Source organism: Vannielia litorea (assembly GCF_018424695.1).
Lineage (GTDB): Bacteria > Pseudomonadota > Alphaproteobacteria > Rhodobacterales > Rhodobacteraceae > Vannielia > Vannielia litorea_A.
On the sequence record NZ_QTNQ01000028.1, the window covers coordinates 15,472 to 30,537 of the forward strand.

Annotated in this window: 20 protein-coding genes; 16 read left to right on the forward strand and 4 right to left on the reverse strand. The window is 64.7% G+C overall.

What is annotated here, in order from left to right; translation table 11 throughout:
* Window positions 1-9 precede the first annotated feature (9 nt).
* The 6 genes from rplF (at window position 10) to DYI42_RS11535 (ending at window position 3,277) form a co-directional block, all read left to right on the forward strand.
* Entirely contained in the window at window positions 10-540 is a 531-nt protein-coding gene (gene rplF, locus DYI42_RS11510; RefSeq protein ID WP_213546081.1) for a 50S ribosomal protein L6, read from the forward strand.
* 11 nt (window positions 541-551) lie between these two features.
* Entirely contained in the window at window positions 552-911 is a 360-nt protein-coding gene (gene rplR, locus DYI42_RS11515) for a 50S ribosomal protein L18 (RefSeq protein ID WP_213546082.1), read from the forward strand.
* A gap of 142 nt (window positions 912-1,053) precedes the next feature.
* Complete coding sequence (rpsE, locus tag DYI42_RS11520) at window positions 1,054-1,635, forward strand: 30S ribosomal protein S5 (RefSeq protein WP_213546083.1); 582 nt, start codon at window positions 1,054-1,056, stop codon at window positions 1,633-1,635.
* Between the two features lie 11 nt (window positions 1,636-1,646).
* The gene (gene rpmD, locus DYI42_RS11525; protein WP_074257817.1) at window positions 1,647-1,835 is read left to right on the forward strand and encodes a 50S ribosomal protein L30; all 189 of its coding nucleotides are present in this window, start codon (window positions 1,647-1,649) and stop codon (window positions 1,833-1,835) included.
* 121 nt (window positions 1,836-1,956) lie between these two features.
* The gene (locus DYI42_RS11530) at window positions 1,957-2,181 is read left to right on the forward strand and encodes a hypothetical protein (RefSeq protein WP_213546084.1); all 225 of its coding nucleotides are present in this window, start codon (window positions 1,957-1,959) and stop codon (window positions 2,179-2,181) included.
* Between the two features lie 319 nt (window positions 2,182-2,500).
* Window positions 2,501-3,277, forward strand: coding sequence for an MBL fold metallo-hydrolase (locus DYI42_RS11535; protein ID WP_213546085.1), 777 nt, complete (start codon window positions 2,501-2,503; stop codon window positions 3,275-3,277).
* A 75-nt stretch (window positions 3,278-3,352) separates the two neighbouring features.
* On the opposite strand, the gene DYI42_RS11540 is transcribed toward DYI42_RS11535, so the two are convergent.
* Both DYI42_RS11540 and DYI42_RS11545 read right to left on the reverse strand, forming a co-directional pair.
* Entirely contained in the window at window positions 3,353-4,663 is a 1,311-nt protein-coding gene (locus DYI42_RS11540; protein ID WP_244867856.1) for a DEAD/DEAH box helicase, read from the reverse strand.
* A 336-nt stretch (window positions 4,664-4,999) separates the two neighbouring features.
* Complete coding sequence (locus DYI42_RS11545) at window positions 5,000-6,178, reverse strand: ammonium transporter (RefSeq protein ID WP_213546086.1); 1,179 nt, start codon at window positions 6,176-6,178, stop codon at window positions 5,000-5,002.
* Window positions 6,179-6,436: 258 nt separating this feature from the next.
* On the opposite strand from DYI42_RS11545, the gene DYI42_RS11550 reads away from it, so the two are divergent.
* The 4 genes from DYI42_RS11550 to DYI42_RS11565 all read left to right on the forward strand — a co-directional run bounded on the left by DYI42_RS11550 (window position 6,437) and on the right by DYI42_RS11565 (window position 9,524).
* Window positions 6,437-6,817, forward strand: a complete 381-nt coding sequence (locus DYI42_RS11550) for a COG4315 family predicted lipoprotein (RefSeq protein ID WP_213546087.1) — start codon at window positions 6,437-6,439, stop codon at window positions 6,815-6,817.
* A gap of 171 nt (window positions 6,818-6,988) precedes the next feature.
* The gene (gene rplO, locus DYI42_RS11555; protein ID WP_213546088.1) at window positions 6,989-7,459 is read left to right on the forward strand and encodes a 50S ribosomal protein L15; all 471 of its coding nucleotides are present in this window, start codon (window positions 6,989-6,991) and stop codon (window positions 7,457-7,459) included.
* 107 nt (window positions 7,460-7,566) lie between these two features.
* Window positions 7,567-8,946, forward strand: coding sequence for a preprotein translocase subunit SecY (gene secY / locus DYI42_RS11560; protein WP_213546089.1), 1,380 nt, complete (start codon window positions 7,567-7,569; stop codon window positions 8,944-8,946).
* Window positions 8,943-9,524 carry an adenylate kinase gene (locus DYI42_RS11565; protein ID WP_213546090.1) on the forward strand — a complete coding sequence of 194 codons (582 nt, stop codon included), beginning with the start codon at window positions 8,943-8,945 and terminating at the stop codon, window positions 9,522-9,524. Before secY ends, DYI42_RS11565 begins: the two co-directional genes overlap by 4 nt.
* Window positions 9,525-9,581: 57 nt before the next feature.
* Here DYI42_RS11565 and DYI42_RS11570 read toward each other — a convergent pair whose 3' ends face one another.
* A complete protein-coding gene (locus tag DYI42_RS11570) occupies window positions 9,582-10,688 on the reverse strand; it encodes a flavin-containing monooxygenase (protein WP_213546091.1) in 1,107 nt (368 codons plus the stop codon).
* Between the two features lie 283 nt (window positions 10,689-10,971).
* Between DYI42_RS11570 and rpsM the strand changes: the two genes are divergently transcribed.
* The 4 genes from rpsM to rplQ all read left to right on the forward strand — a co-directional run bounded on the left by rpsM (window position 10,972) and on the right by rplQ (window position 13,426).
* Entirely contained in the window at window positions 10,972-11,340 is a 369-nt protein-coding gene (gene rpsM, locus DYI42_RS11575; RefSeq protein WP_213546092.1) for a 30S ribosomal protein S13, read from the forward strand.
* Window positions 11,341-11,355: 15 nt separating this feature from the next.
* Window positions 11,356-11,748 (forward strand): 30S ribosomal protein S11, encoded by a 393-nt coding sequence (gene rpsK / locus DYI42_RS11580; RefSeq protein WP_213546093.1) that lies wholly within the window; start codon window positions 11,356-11,358, stop codon window positions 11,746-11,748.
* Between the two features lie 109 nt (window positions 11,749-11,857).
* Window positions 11,858-12,874 carry a DNA-directed RNA polymerase subunit alpha gene (locus DYI42_RS11585; protein ID WP_213546094.1) on the forward strand — a complete coding sequence of 339 codons (1,017 nt, stop codon included), beginning with the start codon at window positions 11,858-11,860 and terminating at the stop codon, window positions 12,872-12,874.
* Window positions 12,875-13,006: 132 nt separating this feature from the next.
* Entirely contained in the window at window positions 13,007-13,426 is a 420-nt protein-coding gene (rplQ, locus tag DYI42_RS11590; protein ID WP_213546095.1) for a 50S ribosomal protein L17, read from the forward strand.
* 115 nt (window positions 13,427-13,541) lie between these two features.
* Here the strand turns inward: rplQ and DYI42_RS11595 are convergent, their stop codons facing one another.
* The gene (locus tag DYI42_RS11595) at window positions 13,542-13,712 is read right to left on the reverse strand and encodes a hypothetical protein (RefSeq protein ID WP_213546096.1); all 171 of its coding nucleotides are present in this window, start codon (window positions 13,710-13,712) and stop codon (window positions 13,542-13,544) included.
* 79 nt (window positions 13,713-13,791) lie between these two features.
* Here DYI42_RS11595 and DYI42_RS11600 point away from each other — a divergent pair, with 79 nt between their 5' ends.
* Both DYI42_RS11600 and DYI42_RS11605 read left to right on the forward strand, forming a co-directional pair.
* A complete protein-coding gene (locus DYI42_RS11600; protein ID WP_213546097.1) occupies window positions 13,792-14,403 on the forward strand; it encodes an autoinducer binding domain-containing protein in 612 nt (203 codons plus the stop codon).
* 68 nt (window positions 14,404-14,471) lie between these two features.
* Window positions 14,472-15,059: an acyl-homoserine-lactone synthase gene (locus tag DYI42_RS11605; protein ID WP_213546098.1), complete on the forward strand. Its 588-nt coding sequence runs from the start codon at window positions 14,472-14,474 to the stop codon at window positions 15,057-15,059.
* Window positions 15,060-15,066: the final 7 nt, after the last annotated feature.

Consider the following 15,066-nt stretch of genomic DNA (forward strand, 5'->3'; position numbering starts at 1 on the left):
GAGGCCAGAATGTCTCGTATTGGTAAACGACCGGTCGAGCTGCCCAGCGGTGTCTCCGCTGCCATCTCCGGCCAGACCATCGAAGTGAAGGGCCCCAAGGGCGCCCGCAGCTTCACCGCCACCGACGACGTCACGCTCGCCGTCGAAGAGAATGCCGTGTCGGTCACCCCGCGCGGCACCTCCAAGCGGGCGCGCCAGCAGTGGGGCATGAGCCGCACCATGGTGTCCAACCTCGTGCAGGGCGTGACCGACGGCTTCAAGAAGGAGCTGGAGATCAACGGCGTGGGTTACCGGGCGCAGATGCAGGGCAACACCCTGAAGCTGTCGCTGGGCTACTCGCACGAAGTCAACTTCGACGTGCCCGAAGGCGTGACCGTCACCTGCCCCAAGCAGACCGAGATCGTCATCGAAGGCGCAGATCAGCAACTCGTCGGCCAGGTCGCGGCAAACATCCGTGAATGGCGCAAGCCGGAGCCCTACAAGGGCAAGGGCATCAAATACAAGGACGAGTACATCTTCCGCAAGGAAGGCAAGAGGTAAGGACCGGACACATGGCAAACACCAAACGCCAACTGTTCCAGAAGCGCCGCATGCGCGTCCGGAGCAAGCTTCGCAAGGTGAACGCGGGCCGCGTGCGGCTCTCCGTCCACCGCAGCAACAAGAACATCAGCGTGCAGCTGATCGACGACGTGCAAGGCAAGACGCTCGCCTCCGCCTCCACGCTGGAGAAGGATCTGGGCGTTGTCGGCAAGAACAACCTCGAGGCCGCCACCAAGGTGGGTGCCGCGATTGCCGAGCGTGCCAAGAAGGCCGGCGTGGAAGAGGCCTACTTCGACCGGGGCGGGTTCCTGTTCCACGGTCGGGTGAAGGCGCTCGCCGATGCTGCCCGCGAGGGTGGCCTGAAGATCTGATCGTGGCGGTGGGCAGATTGCCCACCCTGCGGCGCCTGAGAGGGGCGGCGCGCTCGCCCCTCCGATGACCGGGGCCCGCAACGGGCACTTCGGTTGGACAAACCCGGCGCCCCGCGCGCCACCTGAGAAAAGGACGCCATGAATGGCTGAACGTGACAACAACCGCCGCGGCCCGCGCCGCGACCGCGAGGAAACCCCCGAGTTCGCCGATCGCCTCGTGGCGATCAACCGCGTCTCCAAGACCGTGAAGGGCGGTAAGCGCTTCGGCTTTGCCGCGCTCGTCGTCGTTGGTGACCAGAAAGGCCGCGTGGGCTTCGGCAAGGGCAAGGCCAAGGAAGTGCCCGAGGCCATCCGCAAGGCCACCGAGCAGGCCAAGCGCCAGATGATCCGCGTGCCGCTGCGCGAGGGCCGCACCCTGCACCACGACCAGGAAGGCCGCCACGGCGCTGGCCGCGTGGTGATGCGCACCGCCCCGACCGGCACCGGGATCATCGCAGGTGGCCCGATGCGTGCCGTCTTCGAGATGCTGGGCGTTCAGGACGTCGTCGCCAAGTCGATCGGCTCGCAGAACCCCTACAACATGATCCGCGCCACGCTGGACGGCCTGACGAAGGAAAGCAGCCCCCGGATGGTCGCGCAGCGCCGCGGCAAGAAGGTGGCCGACATCCTCAAGAAGCCGGAAGACGCCGCCGCCCCCGCCGCTGACGAAGCTGCGGAAGCCTGAGGAGACCGAACATGGCAAAAACCATCGTCGTCAAGCAGATCGGCTCCCCGATCCGCCGCCCCGAGATCCAGCGCAAGACGCTGATCGGCCTCGGGCTGAACAAGATGCACCGCACCCGCGAGCTGGAAGACACCCCCTCCATCCGCGGCATGGTCGCCAAGATCCCGCACCTCGTCGAGATCATCGAAGAGCGCGGTTGAGCGATTGGGTGGGCAGATTGCCCACCCTACAGAATGTGGCACCCCGGTTTGAAAGAGCCGGGGTGTTTTCGTTTGCGGCCCGCTGTAGGATGCCGGGAAACCAACAACACCGAGCAGCCCCATGATCCGCGTGACCCTTCCCCTCCTTCTCCTCCTCGCCGCCTGCAAGTATCGCGATGCGGAGGCTGTGATGAACTATCCCGACCAGTATCTCTGCAAGCTTGAGGGCGGATATGAGCAGACCGAGAACGCGGCAGAGCGGCGGGCGGTGGAGGAGGAGGTCGCGCGGCGGGGGCTGGAGTGCTACCAGGGCGTGGTGAAGACGGACTCGCCCTTGTTCCGTTAAGCTTTCCCCAACGTAGCTCTGCGTTTTCTGCATCGCGGCATTGCGGTTTCAACTGTGGTCACTTCATGGGCAACCGGCGTATCTGGGCGCCTGAAACGTGACCATTTTGGAGACTCACATGTCCCGCCTCTTCGCCCTCATCGCCCTGATGACCCGCAACCTCAAAGCCGAACCCTGCCCGCATTGGGCCGACTACCTGCGCCAGACCCGCGGCTGAAACCTGCCTATCCGCACAGAAGGGGCCTTCGGCTTACAAAAATGTCATTTGCCGCAGGGTAACGCGCCCTATCTCCTCTCTCATCAACAGGAGAGGACAGCCATGACACATAGCAGACGCACCTTCCTTGCCACCGCCGCCGCAAGCGCCGGGGCGATTACCATCCTTCCCTACGCCGCCCGCGCCGAGGCCCATGGCGGTGACATGTTCGAGACGGATGGCGGAAGCATCACCATTCACCCAGTCGACCACGCGAGCTTCGTGATGGAAACGCCCGCCGGCACCATCTACGTGGATCCGGTGGGCGATGCGGCAGCCTATGCCGACTTCCCCGCGCCCGACCTCATCCTCGTGACACACGAGCACGGCGACCACTACAATGCCGAGACGCTGGCCGCCCTGCGCGGCGAGGCCCATGTCATCACCAACCCGGCAGTGGGCGAGATGATGGGGGATGCCGCACCCGATGAGGTGCTGGCCAACGGCGAGAGCACCGAGTGGAACGGCGTCGCGATTGATGCGATCCCGGCTTACAACATCACCGAGGAGCGGCTGAACTTTCATCCGCAGGGCCGCGACAACGGCTATGTGCTGACGATCGACGGCTTCCGCACCTATATTTCGGGCGACACCGAGGACATCCCCGAGATGCGCGCGCTGGAAGACATCGACTTGGCCTTCGTTTGCATGAACCTGCCCTTCACCATGACGGCAGAGGCGGCGGCAAGTGCGGTGAAGGAGTTCGCGCCGACATATGTTTACCCCTACCACTACCGGGGCCGGGACGATGGCACGCAGGATCCGGAAGCCTTTGCTGCGATGGTGGCTGACACCTCCGAGGTGAAGTTTGGCAACTGGTACGACGAGATGGAAACCTGAGCCGCACTCAGGCCCTCTGAAACGCGAAACGCCCCGGGGATGACCCGGGGCGTTTTGCTTTGTGTCGCCGGAGCGTCAGGAGGCGGCCTTACCCCTGCGCCGGGGCCTGCGCCGCTTCTGCCCGCCGGGCTTGGGCGCTGCCGCTGCGGGGCGTGCGGCCTTCTGGCCACCGCCACCGCCGCCACCACGACGTCTGCCGCCACCGCCGCCGGGTTTGCCCCGGCCACCGCCGCCGCCACGCGTCGGGCGTTTGACCGGCTCCCAGGCCTCGCCGGAGGCAACGGGGATGCTCTTGCCCATCACCTTCTGCACGTCCTTCAGCTCGCCCATCTCCTCGGCGGAGACATAGGCGATGGCGGTGCCGTCGCGGCCTGCGCGGGCGGTGCGGCCGATGCGGTGCACGTAATTGTCGGGCACGTTGGGCATGTCGTAGTTGTAGACGTAGCGCACCTCGGGGATGTCGATGCCGCGCGCGGCCACGTCGGTCGCCACCAGCACCATCAGATCGCCCTCGCGGAAGCCGCTCAGTGCGCGGTCACGCTGGCCCTGGCTCTTGTTCCCGTGGATCGAGCCTGCAGCAAAACCGGCCTTCTCAAGGTTTTTCTTGATCCGCTCGGCGCCGTGCTTGGTGCGGGCGAAGACCAGCGCCGCGTCGGTTGGGTGCTTGGCGAGATGCTCGATGAGCAGCGATTGCTTGTCGCCCTGCTCCACGAAGTGCAGGCACTGGTCGATCTTGTCGGCGGGCTTGCCGGCCGGCGCGGTTTCAATTTTCACCGGGTCGGTGAGGTAGGAGGCCGAAAGCTCTTCCATCAGCTTGGGCATGGTGGCCGAGAACAGCATGGTCTGCCGGTCTTTCGGCAGCAGTGGCGCGATCTGGCGCAGGGCGTGGATGAAGCCCATGTCGAGCATCTGGTCGGCCTCGTCGAGCACGAGGAAGCGGGCCTTGTCGAGCCGCACGGCCTTGCGCTCCAGCAGGTCGATGAGGCGGCCCGGGGTGGCAACCAGCAGGTCGGTGCCGCGGCCCAGCTTCTGGATCTGCGGATTGATCGAGACGCCGCCGACCACGAGGTTGGTGCGCAGTTGCGTGCCCTTGGCGTAGCCTTGCAGGTTCTCGACGATCTGCTTGGCGAGTTCACGGGTAGGGGCGAGGATGAGGCCGCGCACGGCCTTCGGGTCGGGTTTGCCCTCGATCCGCAGCAGGGCGGAGACGATGGGCAGGCCGAAGGCGGCGGTTTTGCCGGTGCCGGTCTGCGCAAGGCCCATCACGTCGCGCCCGTTCATGGCGTGGGGGATGGCCTTTGTCTGGATCGGCGTCGGCTTGGTGATGTTCATTTCGGCCAGGTTGGCCATGAGTTTGGGCGGAAGGCCCAGCATGTCGAAATCCAAGGTATGTCCTTTTCGGGCGGGCGGCAGGGGCCACCCGCAAAATGAGCGGGCGCGGCCCGTCGCGGGCCGTGCGTCACAGTTGGGTTGCGCCAAGACACCTCGCGCGGGCCGGATTGCCCGTCATGAGTGCTCTGGCGTCTGACCCCCCGCGTGATCTGGGAACCAAGTTGTATGAAAGAGTGCCGTGCGGGCCGTTCTGATTTTATCGTATCGCCACGCTGCCCCGCTCACGCGGCGGGTGCGGCATGAGAGGCATATGAGGGGTAACGTGTTGAAAGTCAATGAACGGCGTCGGCCCCGGTGTCGAAACACCGGGGCGTTGCCGTTCTGCCCGCCTCAGGAGGCGTGGTCGTAGGCGCTTTCGCCGTGCACTGCGAGGTCGAGCCCGTTGAACTCGGTTTCCTCGTCCACCCGCAGCGGGGTGATGAGGCGGCAGAGGTAAATCAGCGCGAAGGTGACAGCGATAGTAAAGACGCCGACGATTGCGAGCGACCCGAGCTGCGCGGCCCAGCTCCCCGCGCCGAAGGCGGCGATCATGATGGTGCCGAAGATGCCGCCCACACCATGCACCGCCATCACATCGAGCGTGTCGTCGATGCGCACCTTGTTGCGGATCAGGCCCACCGCCTCCTGGCAGAGGATGCCCGCCACCGCGCCGATCACCAGTGCCTCGATCGGGCCCACGAAGCCCGAAGCCGGGGTGATCGAGGCGAGGCCTGCGATGGTGCCGGTGACAGCGCCCACGACAGAGGCCTTGCCGTATTTGATCTTCTCCCAGAGCGCCCAGGTCAGGGTGGCGGTGGCCGCGCTGAGGTGGGTGACGGTCAACGCCATTGCTGCGCCGCCATCGGCCGCCAGCTGCGAGCCGCCGTTGAACCCGAACCAGCCGACCCAGAGCAGCGAAGCGCCGATGACCACGTAGCCCGGGTTATGCGGCGGCTTGTTGTCATCCTTCCGGCGGCCCAGTACGGCGGCGAGTATCAGCGCGGCGATGCCCGCCGTCTCGTGCACCACAATGCCCCCGGCAAAGTCCTTCACCCCGGTTTCACCGAAAATGCCGCCATCGGCCAGAAAGCCGCCGCCCCAGATCCAGTGCACCACCGGCGCGTAACAGAGCAGCATCCAGAGGCCGGAGAAGAGCAAGACAAAGCCAAAGCCGATCCGCTCCACATAGGCGCCGACGATGAGCGCCGGGGTGATGATGGCGAAGGTCATCTGGAAGGCGAAGAAGAGCACCTCGGGCAGGGTGCCAGAGAGGCTGTCGGCGGTGACGCCCAGGAGGAACATCTTTTCATAGCCGCCCCACCAGCTCGTGGCCTCGCCGAAGGCGATGGAATAGCCCGCGGCCAGCCAGAGCACGCTCATCAGGCAGGCGATGGCATAGCAGTGCATGAAGACGCTGAGCACGTTCCGCGCGCGCACCAGCCCGCCGTAAAACAATGCCAGCCCCGGCAGCGTCATCAGCAGCACAAGCGCCGTTGCCACGATGATCCAGGCGGTATCGGCTCCAACCATCTCAGTCCCTCCTCGAATTGGTTGCGGTGCAGAGAGCCGCGGGGGAGCGCGAAGAAAAGCGGCAGGCGCGCCGAAAGGTGCCGTTTAATGCGCCGTTTTAAGCATTGCCTGCATATTGCGCAGCAATCCGGCATTACGCCCAAAAAACAGACCAAAAGAAAATCTGCAGCGCGGCCGAATAATCTGCGGAGCCGGGGCGTAGAGGAGGTGTCTGCGCAGTGCAGACGACCCCTTGGTATAGATTACGGAGACATTCACATGACCAAGCTTTCCCTCCTCGCCCTTCTTCTCATCCCCGGCGCAGCGCTGGCCGATGGCCATAGCGGCGCCCCTGTCGGCAGCGCCGAGATCGACGGCCAGGCCGTGCTGGTCGATGCCGCGCAGATGACGCTCTACACCTTCGACAAGGACGACGGCGCGACCTCCAACTGCTACGATGGCTGCGCCGCAAGCTGGCCGCCGGTGCTGGCCGAAGAGGGCGCCGCCCTGCCCGATGGCTTCGCCCTGACCGAGCGCAAGGACGGCAGCCAGCAGATCACCTACAACGGTGCGCCGCTCTACCTCTGGGCCGGTGACGCCGAGCCGGGCGACATGACCGGCGACGGTGTGGGCGGCGTGTGGCACGTGGCCAAGCCGTAAGCGCCCCGGCGGCGGGCGGGTCCTGGCCCGGAACCCCAGCGAGGAAAGGCTTGAACGCCCCGCCCGCCGCCGCTATACGCCCCCGGTGGCCAAACGGCCCGATTCACACAACACGAAACGCCGTGGCCGCCCATCTCGCTTCGGGGGCGCGTCCGGCTCAGGAGAAGCGACATGAAACTGAACGAACTCGCCCCCGCAGAGGGCTCCTCCCCGAAGAAAAAGCGCATCGCCCGTGGTCCCGGCTCCGGCAAGGGTAAAACCGCCGGTCGTGGTATCAAGGGTCAGAAGTCGCGCTCGGGTGTGGCCATCAATGGCTACGAGGGTGGCCAGATGCCGATCTACCAGCGTCTGCCCAAGCGCGGCTTCAACAAGCCGAACCGCAAGAAATTCGCCGTGATCAACCTCGGCCTGATCCAGAAGTTCATCGACGCGGGCAAGCTTGAAGCCGGCTCCATCGACGAAGACGCGCTGGTGGCCTCGGGCCTGGTGCGCCGGAAGCTGGATGGCGTCCGCGTTCTGGCCAAGGGTGAGCTGACCGCGAAAGTCGCGCTCAACGTCACCGGCGCCTCCAAGTCGGCCATCGAGGCCGTCGAAAAGGCTGGCGGCTCGCTTTCGGTCACGACTGCGCAGGCTTCCGAGTAAACGGTTGTTCCTGGCGGCGCAGGCCCCTACATGGCTAACGACACACATGCGCCGCCGGTCCTGACAGGGCCCGGCGGCGCATCGGCATAACGAAAAGAGCACATTCCATGGCATCAGCAGCAGAGCAAATGGCCGCCAACATGAGCTGGGGGGCCATTGGCAAGTCTCCCGAGCTTCGCCAGCGGATCTTCTTCACGATCGGCCTGCTGATCATCTACCGCCTCGGCACCTATATCCCGGTCCCCGGGATCGACGGCAACGCGCTGCGCGCCTTCATGGAGCAGGCAACGCAGGGCCTGGGCGGTGTGCTCAACATGTTCACCGGCGGCGCCATCGGCCGGATGGGTATCTTCGCCCTCGGCATCATGCCCTACATCTCCGCCTCGATCATCGTGCAGCTCCTAACGGCCATGGTGCCGGCGCTGGAGCAGTTGAAGAAAGAGGGCGAGCAGGGCCGCAAGAAGATCAACCAGTACACCCGCTACGGTACTGTGGCGCTGGCCACCTTCCAGGCTTACGGCCTCGCCGTCTCGCTTCAGAACGGCTCTGCCGATGGCGTGCCCTTCGTCAACGATCCGGGCCTGTTCTTCATCGCCTCCTGCGTCATCACGCTGGTCGGTGGCACCATGTTCCTGATGTGGCTGGGGGAGCAGATCACCGCGCGCGGCATCGGTAACGGCATTTCGCTCATCATCTTCGTCGGCATCGTCGCCGAGCTGCCCGGCGCGCTGGCGCAGTTCTTCGTGCAGGGCCAGACCGGCGCGATCTCGGGCGGGGTCGTGGTTGGCGTGATCTTCATGGTTTTCGCCGTGCTCACCTTCGTGGTGTTCATGGAGCGCTCCCTGCGCAAGATCCACATCCAGTATCCGCGGCGCCAGGTTGGCATGAAGGTCTATGACGGCGGCTCCTCGCACCTGCCGATCAAGGTGAACCCGGCGGGCGTGATCCCGGCGATCTTTGCCAGCTCGCTGCTGCTGCTGCCCACTACGATCAGCACCTTCTCCGGCAACCAGACCGGCCCGGTGATGAGCACTATTCTTGCCTACTTCGGCCCCGGCCAGCCGCTCTACCTCGCGTTCTTTGCTGGCATGATCGTGTTCTTCACTTATTTCTACACCCACAACGTCTCGTTCAAGACGGATGACGTGGCCGACAACCTGAAGAACCAGAACGGCTTTGTCCCCGGCATCCGCCCCGGCAAGCGCACCTCCGAATACCTCGAATACGTGGTCAACCGGATCCTCGTACTCGGCTCGGCCTACCTGGCACTGGTCTGCCTGCTGCCCGAGATGGTGCGCGGCGGCCTTGGCATCACCGCCTATTTCGGCGGCACATCAATCCTGATCATCGTGTCGGTCGGCATGGACACCATACAGCAGGTCCAGTCGCACCTGCTGGCACACCAATACGAAAATCTCATTGAGCGGTCACAGCTGCGCGGTAAAAAGCGTGGAGGCCGCAACCGGAGGGGGACAGCACGGCGATGAACATCATACTTCTCGGACCGCCCGGCGCGGGCAAGGGCACGCAGGCCAAGATCCTCGTGGACAGCGAGGGCATGGTGCAGCTCTCGACAGGCGACATGCTGCGTGCCGCACGCACCTCGGGCACCGAGATGGGCAACCGTGTTGCCGAAGTGATGGATCGCGGCGACCTCGTTACCGATGAGATCGTAATCGGGCTGATCCGCGAACAGCTCGAAAAGGCCCCGGAGAAGAGCTACATCTTCGACGGCTTCCCCCGCACCCTGAAGCAGGCCGACGCGCTCGGCGCGCTGCTGGAGGAGATGGGCACCAAGCTCGATCTGGCGCTGGAGCTGCGGGTGAACGACGAGGCGCTGGTGGAACGCATCCTCAACCGCGCGAAGGAGGCCGTGGCCGCAGGTGGCGAAGCCCGCGCCGACGACAACGAGGAAAGCCTCAAGACCCGTCTGCTCGCCTATTACAAGATGACCTCGCCGCTGGTGGGCTACTACTACGCCAAGGGCCTCTATGCCCGCACGGACGGCCTCGCGCCGATCGACGAGGTGTCGAAGGGCGTGCGCGAGAAGCTGGGCCTCGCCTGACCTTCAAAGAGCAAAGCCGTATCTGGCGCAGGATCGCGGTGCATGCTGCGCCGCCTTTCAGTCGTTCGTGACCGCCCTTGCGATGCTCTTTGCCTCGATCCCGATCTGCTTGAGCTGCCCGTTGGGCGACGCCTTGTAGCTGATGAAATAGAGGCCCGGCGCGGCGGTGGGCGCGCCGTTGATCCTGGGCGAACCAGCCGCATCCAGCACGCCTTGAAGGCCGGGCAGCATCGGCCTCAGATCGTGTGTGTAGCCGGTGGCCGCCACGATGGCGTCAAACCGCTCAGGCTGACCCTCGGCAAAGATCACCTTCCTGTCCTCCACCCGGGCCACCGCCCCGCGCACTGCCACCCGGCCCGCCCGGATGGCGCCCAGAATGCCGGGGTCTATCAAGGGCACGCGGCCGTCGCGCACCACCTGCGTCACCGGCCCGTAGGCGGGCGTGGCAAAGCCGTAGTCCGAAGGCCGCCCGATCAGGGCGCGGATTACCGGGCCGGTGACCGCATCTGCGATGCGCGGCCCTAGCGTGCGCTGCACCAGCTGCATCGAGGTGACGGGGATGCCGAAGATCTCCTTGGGCAGGATGCTCACCGGCCCGCGCGCGCTGACAACCACCTCGGCCCCGCCCTCGGCGAGGTCCAGCGCGATGTCGCCGCCGGAGTTGCCGATGCCCGCCACCAGCACGCGCTGGCCCGCGAAGGCCTTGGCGTTGCGATACTCCGATGAATGCGTGATCTGGCCAGGAAACCCGTCCAGCCCCGGCCAATCAGGGAGGCGCGGGGTGCCGTTGAGGCCGGTGGCGAAGACGACGACATCCGCGCTGTCTTCTCCGGCGGAATGGCGCACCTGCCAGAGCGCGCCTTCGCGGCGCACCTCTTCCACCGAACAGCTGGTGCGGACCTCAAGCCCCTCGGCGCGGGCGTAGCTCTCCAGATAGTCGGCCACCTCCGCACGCGACGGGTATCGCCCGCCCTTCGGCATCGGGCGGAAGGGCAGGGCAGAGCGGCCCCGGGCGGTGTGCAGGTGCAACCGGTCGTAATGGGCGTGCCACGCTGGGGCGACCTCTTTGGCGCGCTCCAGCAGGGCCACCTGAACCCCTGCGCGCTTCAGGCAGGCCCCGGCTGCGAGCCCGGCTGGCCCGGCCCCGATCACGATGGCCTTCATGGGCTTCCCTCCCCGAGAGATTTGCGGCATGCTGACACGCGGTGCGATGCCGGGCAAAGCCCCTTTCCGCCACCAGCTACGGCGAAAGACACGTCGGGATTGACAAATCCTGAACGTGGCCTTGACGCGCCGATCAAATCAACTTACTTGGGCGCTTCTCATCCGAGAATCGCCTGTTGCGACTCGGGCGAGCCACCCATCGGCCCGGGGGCGCACACCCTACGGGCCTCTGTTGTGAAAAAAGGTTCTGGCAGCACGGAACCGCAACCGAAGGAAGACCATTTTGGCCCGTATCGCTGGGGTTAACATCCCGACCGCAAAGCGCGTTCCGATCGCGCTGACCTATATCCACGGCATCGGCAACGATTCCGCGCGTCAGATCTGTGAAGCCACCGGCATCGACCTGACCCGCCGCGTGAACGAGCTGTCGGACGCCGAAGTTCTCGCCATCCGCGAGCACATCGACGCCAACTACACCGTCGAAGGCGACCTGCGCCGCGACGTGCAGATGAACGTAAAGCGCCTGATGGACCTCGGCTGCTACCGCGGCCTGCGCCATCGCCGCAACCTCCCGGTGCGCGGTCAGCGGACCCACACCAACGCTCGCACCCGCAAAGGCCCCGCGAAGGCCATTGCCGGCAAGAAGAAATAAGGGAGGGCTCACGACATGGCACGCGATACCCGCCGCACCACCAAGCGCAAGGTTTCCAAGAACATCGCCGCTGGCGTTGCTCACGTGAACTCCTCGTTCAACAACACCAAGATCCTGATCTCCGACGTGCAGGGCAACGCGATCTCCTGGTCGTCTGCCGGCACGATGGGCTTCAAAGGCTCGCGGAAATCGACCCCCTATGCCGCGCAGATGGCCGCTGAAGATGCGGGCCGCAAGGCGCAGGACCACGGGGTGAAAACCCTCGAGGTCGAGGTGCAGGGCCCCGGCTCGGGCCGCGAAAGCGCGCTGCGCGCCCTGGCCGCGGTTGGCTTCAACATCACCTCGATCCGTGATGTGACCCCGATCGCCCACAACGGCTGCCGCCCGCCGAAACGTCGCCGGGTCTGACCGATACGCATTCTCCGGAGGGCTGCCCTGCCCTCCGGTCCGTCATTTTATCCTCGGGCGTTCGCAGGCACGGACATGGGCTGCGAACTGGTATGGAGGCGACATACACATGATCCATAAAAACTGGCAGGAACTCATCAAACCCACGCAGCTTGACGTGAAGCCGGGCAATGATCCCGCGCGTCAGGCCACCGTTGTGGCGGAACCGCTGGAGCGGGGCTTCGGCCTCACCCTCGGCAACGCACTGCGTCGGGTTCTGCTGAGCTCCCTGCAGGGCGCGGCTATCACCAGCGTCCAGATCGACAACGTGCTTCACGAGTTCTCCTCCATCGCCGGCGTCCGCGAAGACGTGACCGACGTGGTCCTGAACCTCAAGGGCGTGGCCATCCGTATGGATGTGGACGGGCCCAAGCGGCTCTCGATCTCGGCCAAGGGGCCGGGCATTGTCACCGCCGCTGACATCTCGGAGTCCGCGGGCATCGAGATCCTGAACAAGGATCACGTGATCTGCCACCTCGACGACGGTGCCGACCTCTACGTTGAGCTGACGGTGAACACCGGCAAGGGCTACGTGGCCGCCGACAAGAACCGCCCCGAAGATGCGCCCATCGGCCTGATCCCGATCGACGCGATCTACTCGCCGGTCAAGAAGGTGTCTTACGATGTGCAGCCCACCCGTGAGGGCCAGGTGCTGGACTATGACAAGCTGACGCTGAAGCTCGAAACCGACGGCTCTGTGACGCCGGATGACGCCGTGGCCTTCGCCGCCCGCATCCTGCAGGACCAGCTCTCGATCTTCGTCAACTTCGACGAGCCCGAGGCCGCTGGCCGCCAGGACGAGGACGATGGCCTCGAGTTCAACCCGCTTCTGCTGAAGAAGGTGGACGAGCTGGAGCTTTCGGTGCGTTCGGCCAACTGCCTGAAGAACGACAACATCGTCTACATCGGCGACCTGATCCAGAAGACCGAAGCCGAGATGCTCCGCACCCCGAACTTCGGCCGCAAGTCGCTGAACGAGATCAAGGAAGTGCTCTCGGGCATGGGCCTGCACCTCGGCATGGATGTCGAGGAATGGCCGCCGGAGAACATCGAGGACCTCGCGAAGAAGTTCGAAGACCAGTTCTGAGAATTCGCGGGGTGCGCTCAGGCGCGCTCCGCACACAACCCGGGCAATCCCGCCCCAAGGAGAGCCGTCGCTACGCACGCCGGCCAGACAAAGCAAAACCGCCCGTAGAGGGCACCTTTTAGGAGAAGAAACATGCGTCACGCCCGCGGATACCGCCGCCTGAATCGCACCCATGAGCACCGCAAGGCGCTCTTCGCCAACATGGCCGGCTCGCTGATCGAGCATGAGCAGATCAAGACGACCCTGCCGAAAGCCAAAGAACTCAAGCGCATCATGGACAAGCTCATCACCCTCGGCAAACGCCAGGGCGATCTGCATGCCCGCCGCCAGGCCGCCTCGCGCCTGAAGCAGGATGCCTATGTGGCCAAGCTCTTCGACGTGCTGGGCCCGCGCTACGCCGAGCGCAACGGCGGCTACACCCGCGTGCTGAAGGCCGGCTTCCGCTACGGTGACATGGCTCCGATGGCCATCATCGAGCTGGTCGACCGTGACGTGGACGCCAAGGGCGCCGCTGACAAGGCCCGCCTCGAGGCTGAGGAAGCCGCCGAGTAAGCGCTGGCTGCCAGAAGACCGGACAAGAAAAGGCCCGCATGGTTCGCATGCGGGCCTTTTTCTGTGTTCCGCGCCATGCGCGGTCAGGCGGGATGATCCGCACCTTGGTTACGCCTCAGGCGGCGCGACCGATTCCAGGTGATTCCCCGGCAGCAAGCTTTTCGATCAGAGACAGAATCTGCCCATCGGCCACGGGCGTCGATCCGATAAATTCGAGCAGATCGGCACGAAGCGTGACCGGCAGCCTCATCAGCTGTGCAAAGGTTTCCGGCTTTATTTGTTGCACGCGACAACACTCCATTCGGTGTGTTCAGTGAGGCTCAATTTAAGGTTGACTGGGTTTCTGGCAACTTGTCTAAAAAGACATGTCTGAAAAGCAAAGGATTGACAGGGAACTCGCGGCCCTCGGCAAGCTGGCCCCTGCGGGGTACCACGCCGGGTTACACATCCGGTTTGCTTCGCCGCTCGTCACCTTTCAAACATACAATCAGGCATGGACCGATCATTACACCGCGCAGGCCTACGCCATGCGGGATCCGATGATCGCCTGGGGGTTTTCCACAGAAGGGGAAACGCGGTGGAGTGAGTTGGAATTGCCGGACCCGTTCGGCATTCTGGACGAAGCCGCGGAGTTTGGCCTGAAGTACGGGGTGCAGGTGTCCTGCGGCCCGATCTCTTCACGCACGATAGCAGGAGCAGCGCGAGCAGACCGCGAATTTGAAGCGGATGAGATCGCCGAGATCGGTGATATCATCCGCAGGCTGCACGACCTGACAGAGCCTCCGGAAAGTTTGACCCAGGCACAGATAGATGCTCTGCGCCTGATAGCTGCAGGGGATCGTCACACTGCTGCAGCTGCCAAACTCAACATCTCCGAAAGCGCGCTCAAGGCGCGCCTCACCGCCGCGCGGGAAAGGCTTCGTGCCCGCACCACGGCGGAGGCGCTCCAGCGGGCCAAGGAATTCAGACTGCTCTAGCGTGCCGATCTCTCCTGCTTGGCGCAGGGCTTGCTTTACCAACCACCCAAGCAAGCAGGAGAAATGCGATGCAAACCACCACCCTCTCTTTCGCCAATCTGCACAACCACGGCGAACTCTTTGCAAACCTTTTCAGGGCCCGAAAACAGAGCTTCATCGTTCAGAACAACTGGGATCTGCCCGAAGCAATGGGGATGGAATACGACCAGTATGACACCCCTGCCTCGCGCTGGGTTGCGGTGCACGATGGCACCGAGATCCTTGCCGGCATCCGCCTGACGCCCACAACCGCGCGCTGCGGCATCTACAGCTACATGATCCGCGACGCACAAAGGCACCTGCTCGATTCGATCCCGGCGGACCTGCTCGACTACGAAGCGCCGATCTCGGACACGATCTGGGAGTCGAGCCGCGTGTTCGTCAGCCACACGACGCCGATGAACATCCGGCGCCGGGTGCATGCCTATCTCATCATGGAGATGACAAATGCCGCTCGTGAGCTGGGCGCCTCCGAGGTGCTGGGGCTCATCCCCGCCAACTGGCCGCGCTGGGCCGGGCGCTGCGGGCTGAAGGCCAAGGCAGCGGGTCGGGTGATGGACTTTGACGGTCATCCGAGCCAGGTCGTCTCGATCGACCTGCGCGACAACATGCACTGAACCTGTG

Coding starts and splice junctions, on each gene's coding strand:
- DYI42_RS11545 (WP_213546086.1), bottom strand. CDS start 6,178: ATGGTTGGAGCCGATACCGCCTGGATCATCGTGGCAACGGCGCTTGTG.
- DYI42_RS11570 (WP_213546091.1), bottom strand. CDS start 10,688: ATGAAGGCCATCGTGATCGGGGCCGGGCCAGCCGGGCTCGCAGCCGGG.
- DYI42_RS11565 (WP_213546090.1), top strand. CDS start 8,943: ATGAACATCATACTTCTCGGACCGCCCGGCGCGGGCAAGGGCACGCAG.
- rplQ (WP_213546095.1), top strand. CDS start 13,007: ATGCGTCACGCCCGCGGATACCGCCGCCTGAATCGCACCCATGAGCAC.
- DYI42_RS11535 (WP_213546085.1), top strand. CDS start 2,501: ATGACACATAGCAGACGCACCTTCCTTGCCACCGCCGCCGCAAGCGCC.
- rpsK (WP_213546093.1), top strand. CDS start 11,356: ATGGCACGCGATACCCGCCGCACCACCAAGCGCAAGGTTTCCAAGAAC.
- DYI42_RS11550 (WP_213546087.1), top strand. CDS start 6,437: ATGACCAAGCTTTCCCTCCTCGCCCTTCTTCTCATCCCCGGCGCAGCG.
- DYI42_RS11530 (WP_213546084.1), top strand. CDS start 1,957: ATGATCCGCGTGACCCTTCCCCTCCTTCTCCTCCTCGCCGCCTGCAAG.
- rplF (WP_213546081.1), top strand. CDS start 10: ATGTCTCGTATTGGTAAACGACCGGTCGAGCTGCCCAGCGGTGTCTCC.
- secY (WP_213546089.1), top strand. CDS start 7,567: ATGGCATCAGCAGCAGAGCAAATGGCCGCCAACATGAGCTGGGGGGCC.
- rplO (WP_213546088.1), top strand. CDS start 6,989: ATGAAACTGAACGAACTCGCCCCCGCAGAGGGCTCCTCCCCGAAGAAA.
- rpmD (WP_074257817.1), top strand. CDS start 1,647: ATGGCAAAAACCATCGTCGTCAAGCAGATCGGCTCCCCGATCCGCCGC.
- rplR (WP_213546082.1), top strand. CDS start 552: ATGGCAAACACCAAACGCCAACTGTTCCAGAAGCGCCGCATGCGCGTC.
- DYI42_RS11605 (WP_213546098.1), top strand. CDS start 14,472: ATGCAAACCACCACCCTCTCTTTCGCCAATCTGCACAACCACGGCGAA.
- DYI42_RS11585 (WP_213546094.1), top strand. CDS start 11,858: ATGATCCATAAAAACTGGCAGGAACTCATCAAACCCACGCAGCTTGAC.
- rpsE (WP_213546083.1), top strand. CDS start 1,054: ATGGCTGAACGTGACAACAACCGCCGCGGCCCGCGCCGCGACCGCGAG.
- DYI42_RS11600 (WP_213546097.1), top strand. CDS start 13,792: ATGTCTGAAAAGCAAAGGATTGACAGGGAACTCGCGGCCCTCGGCAAG.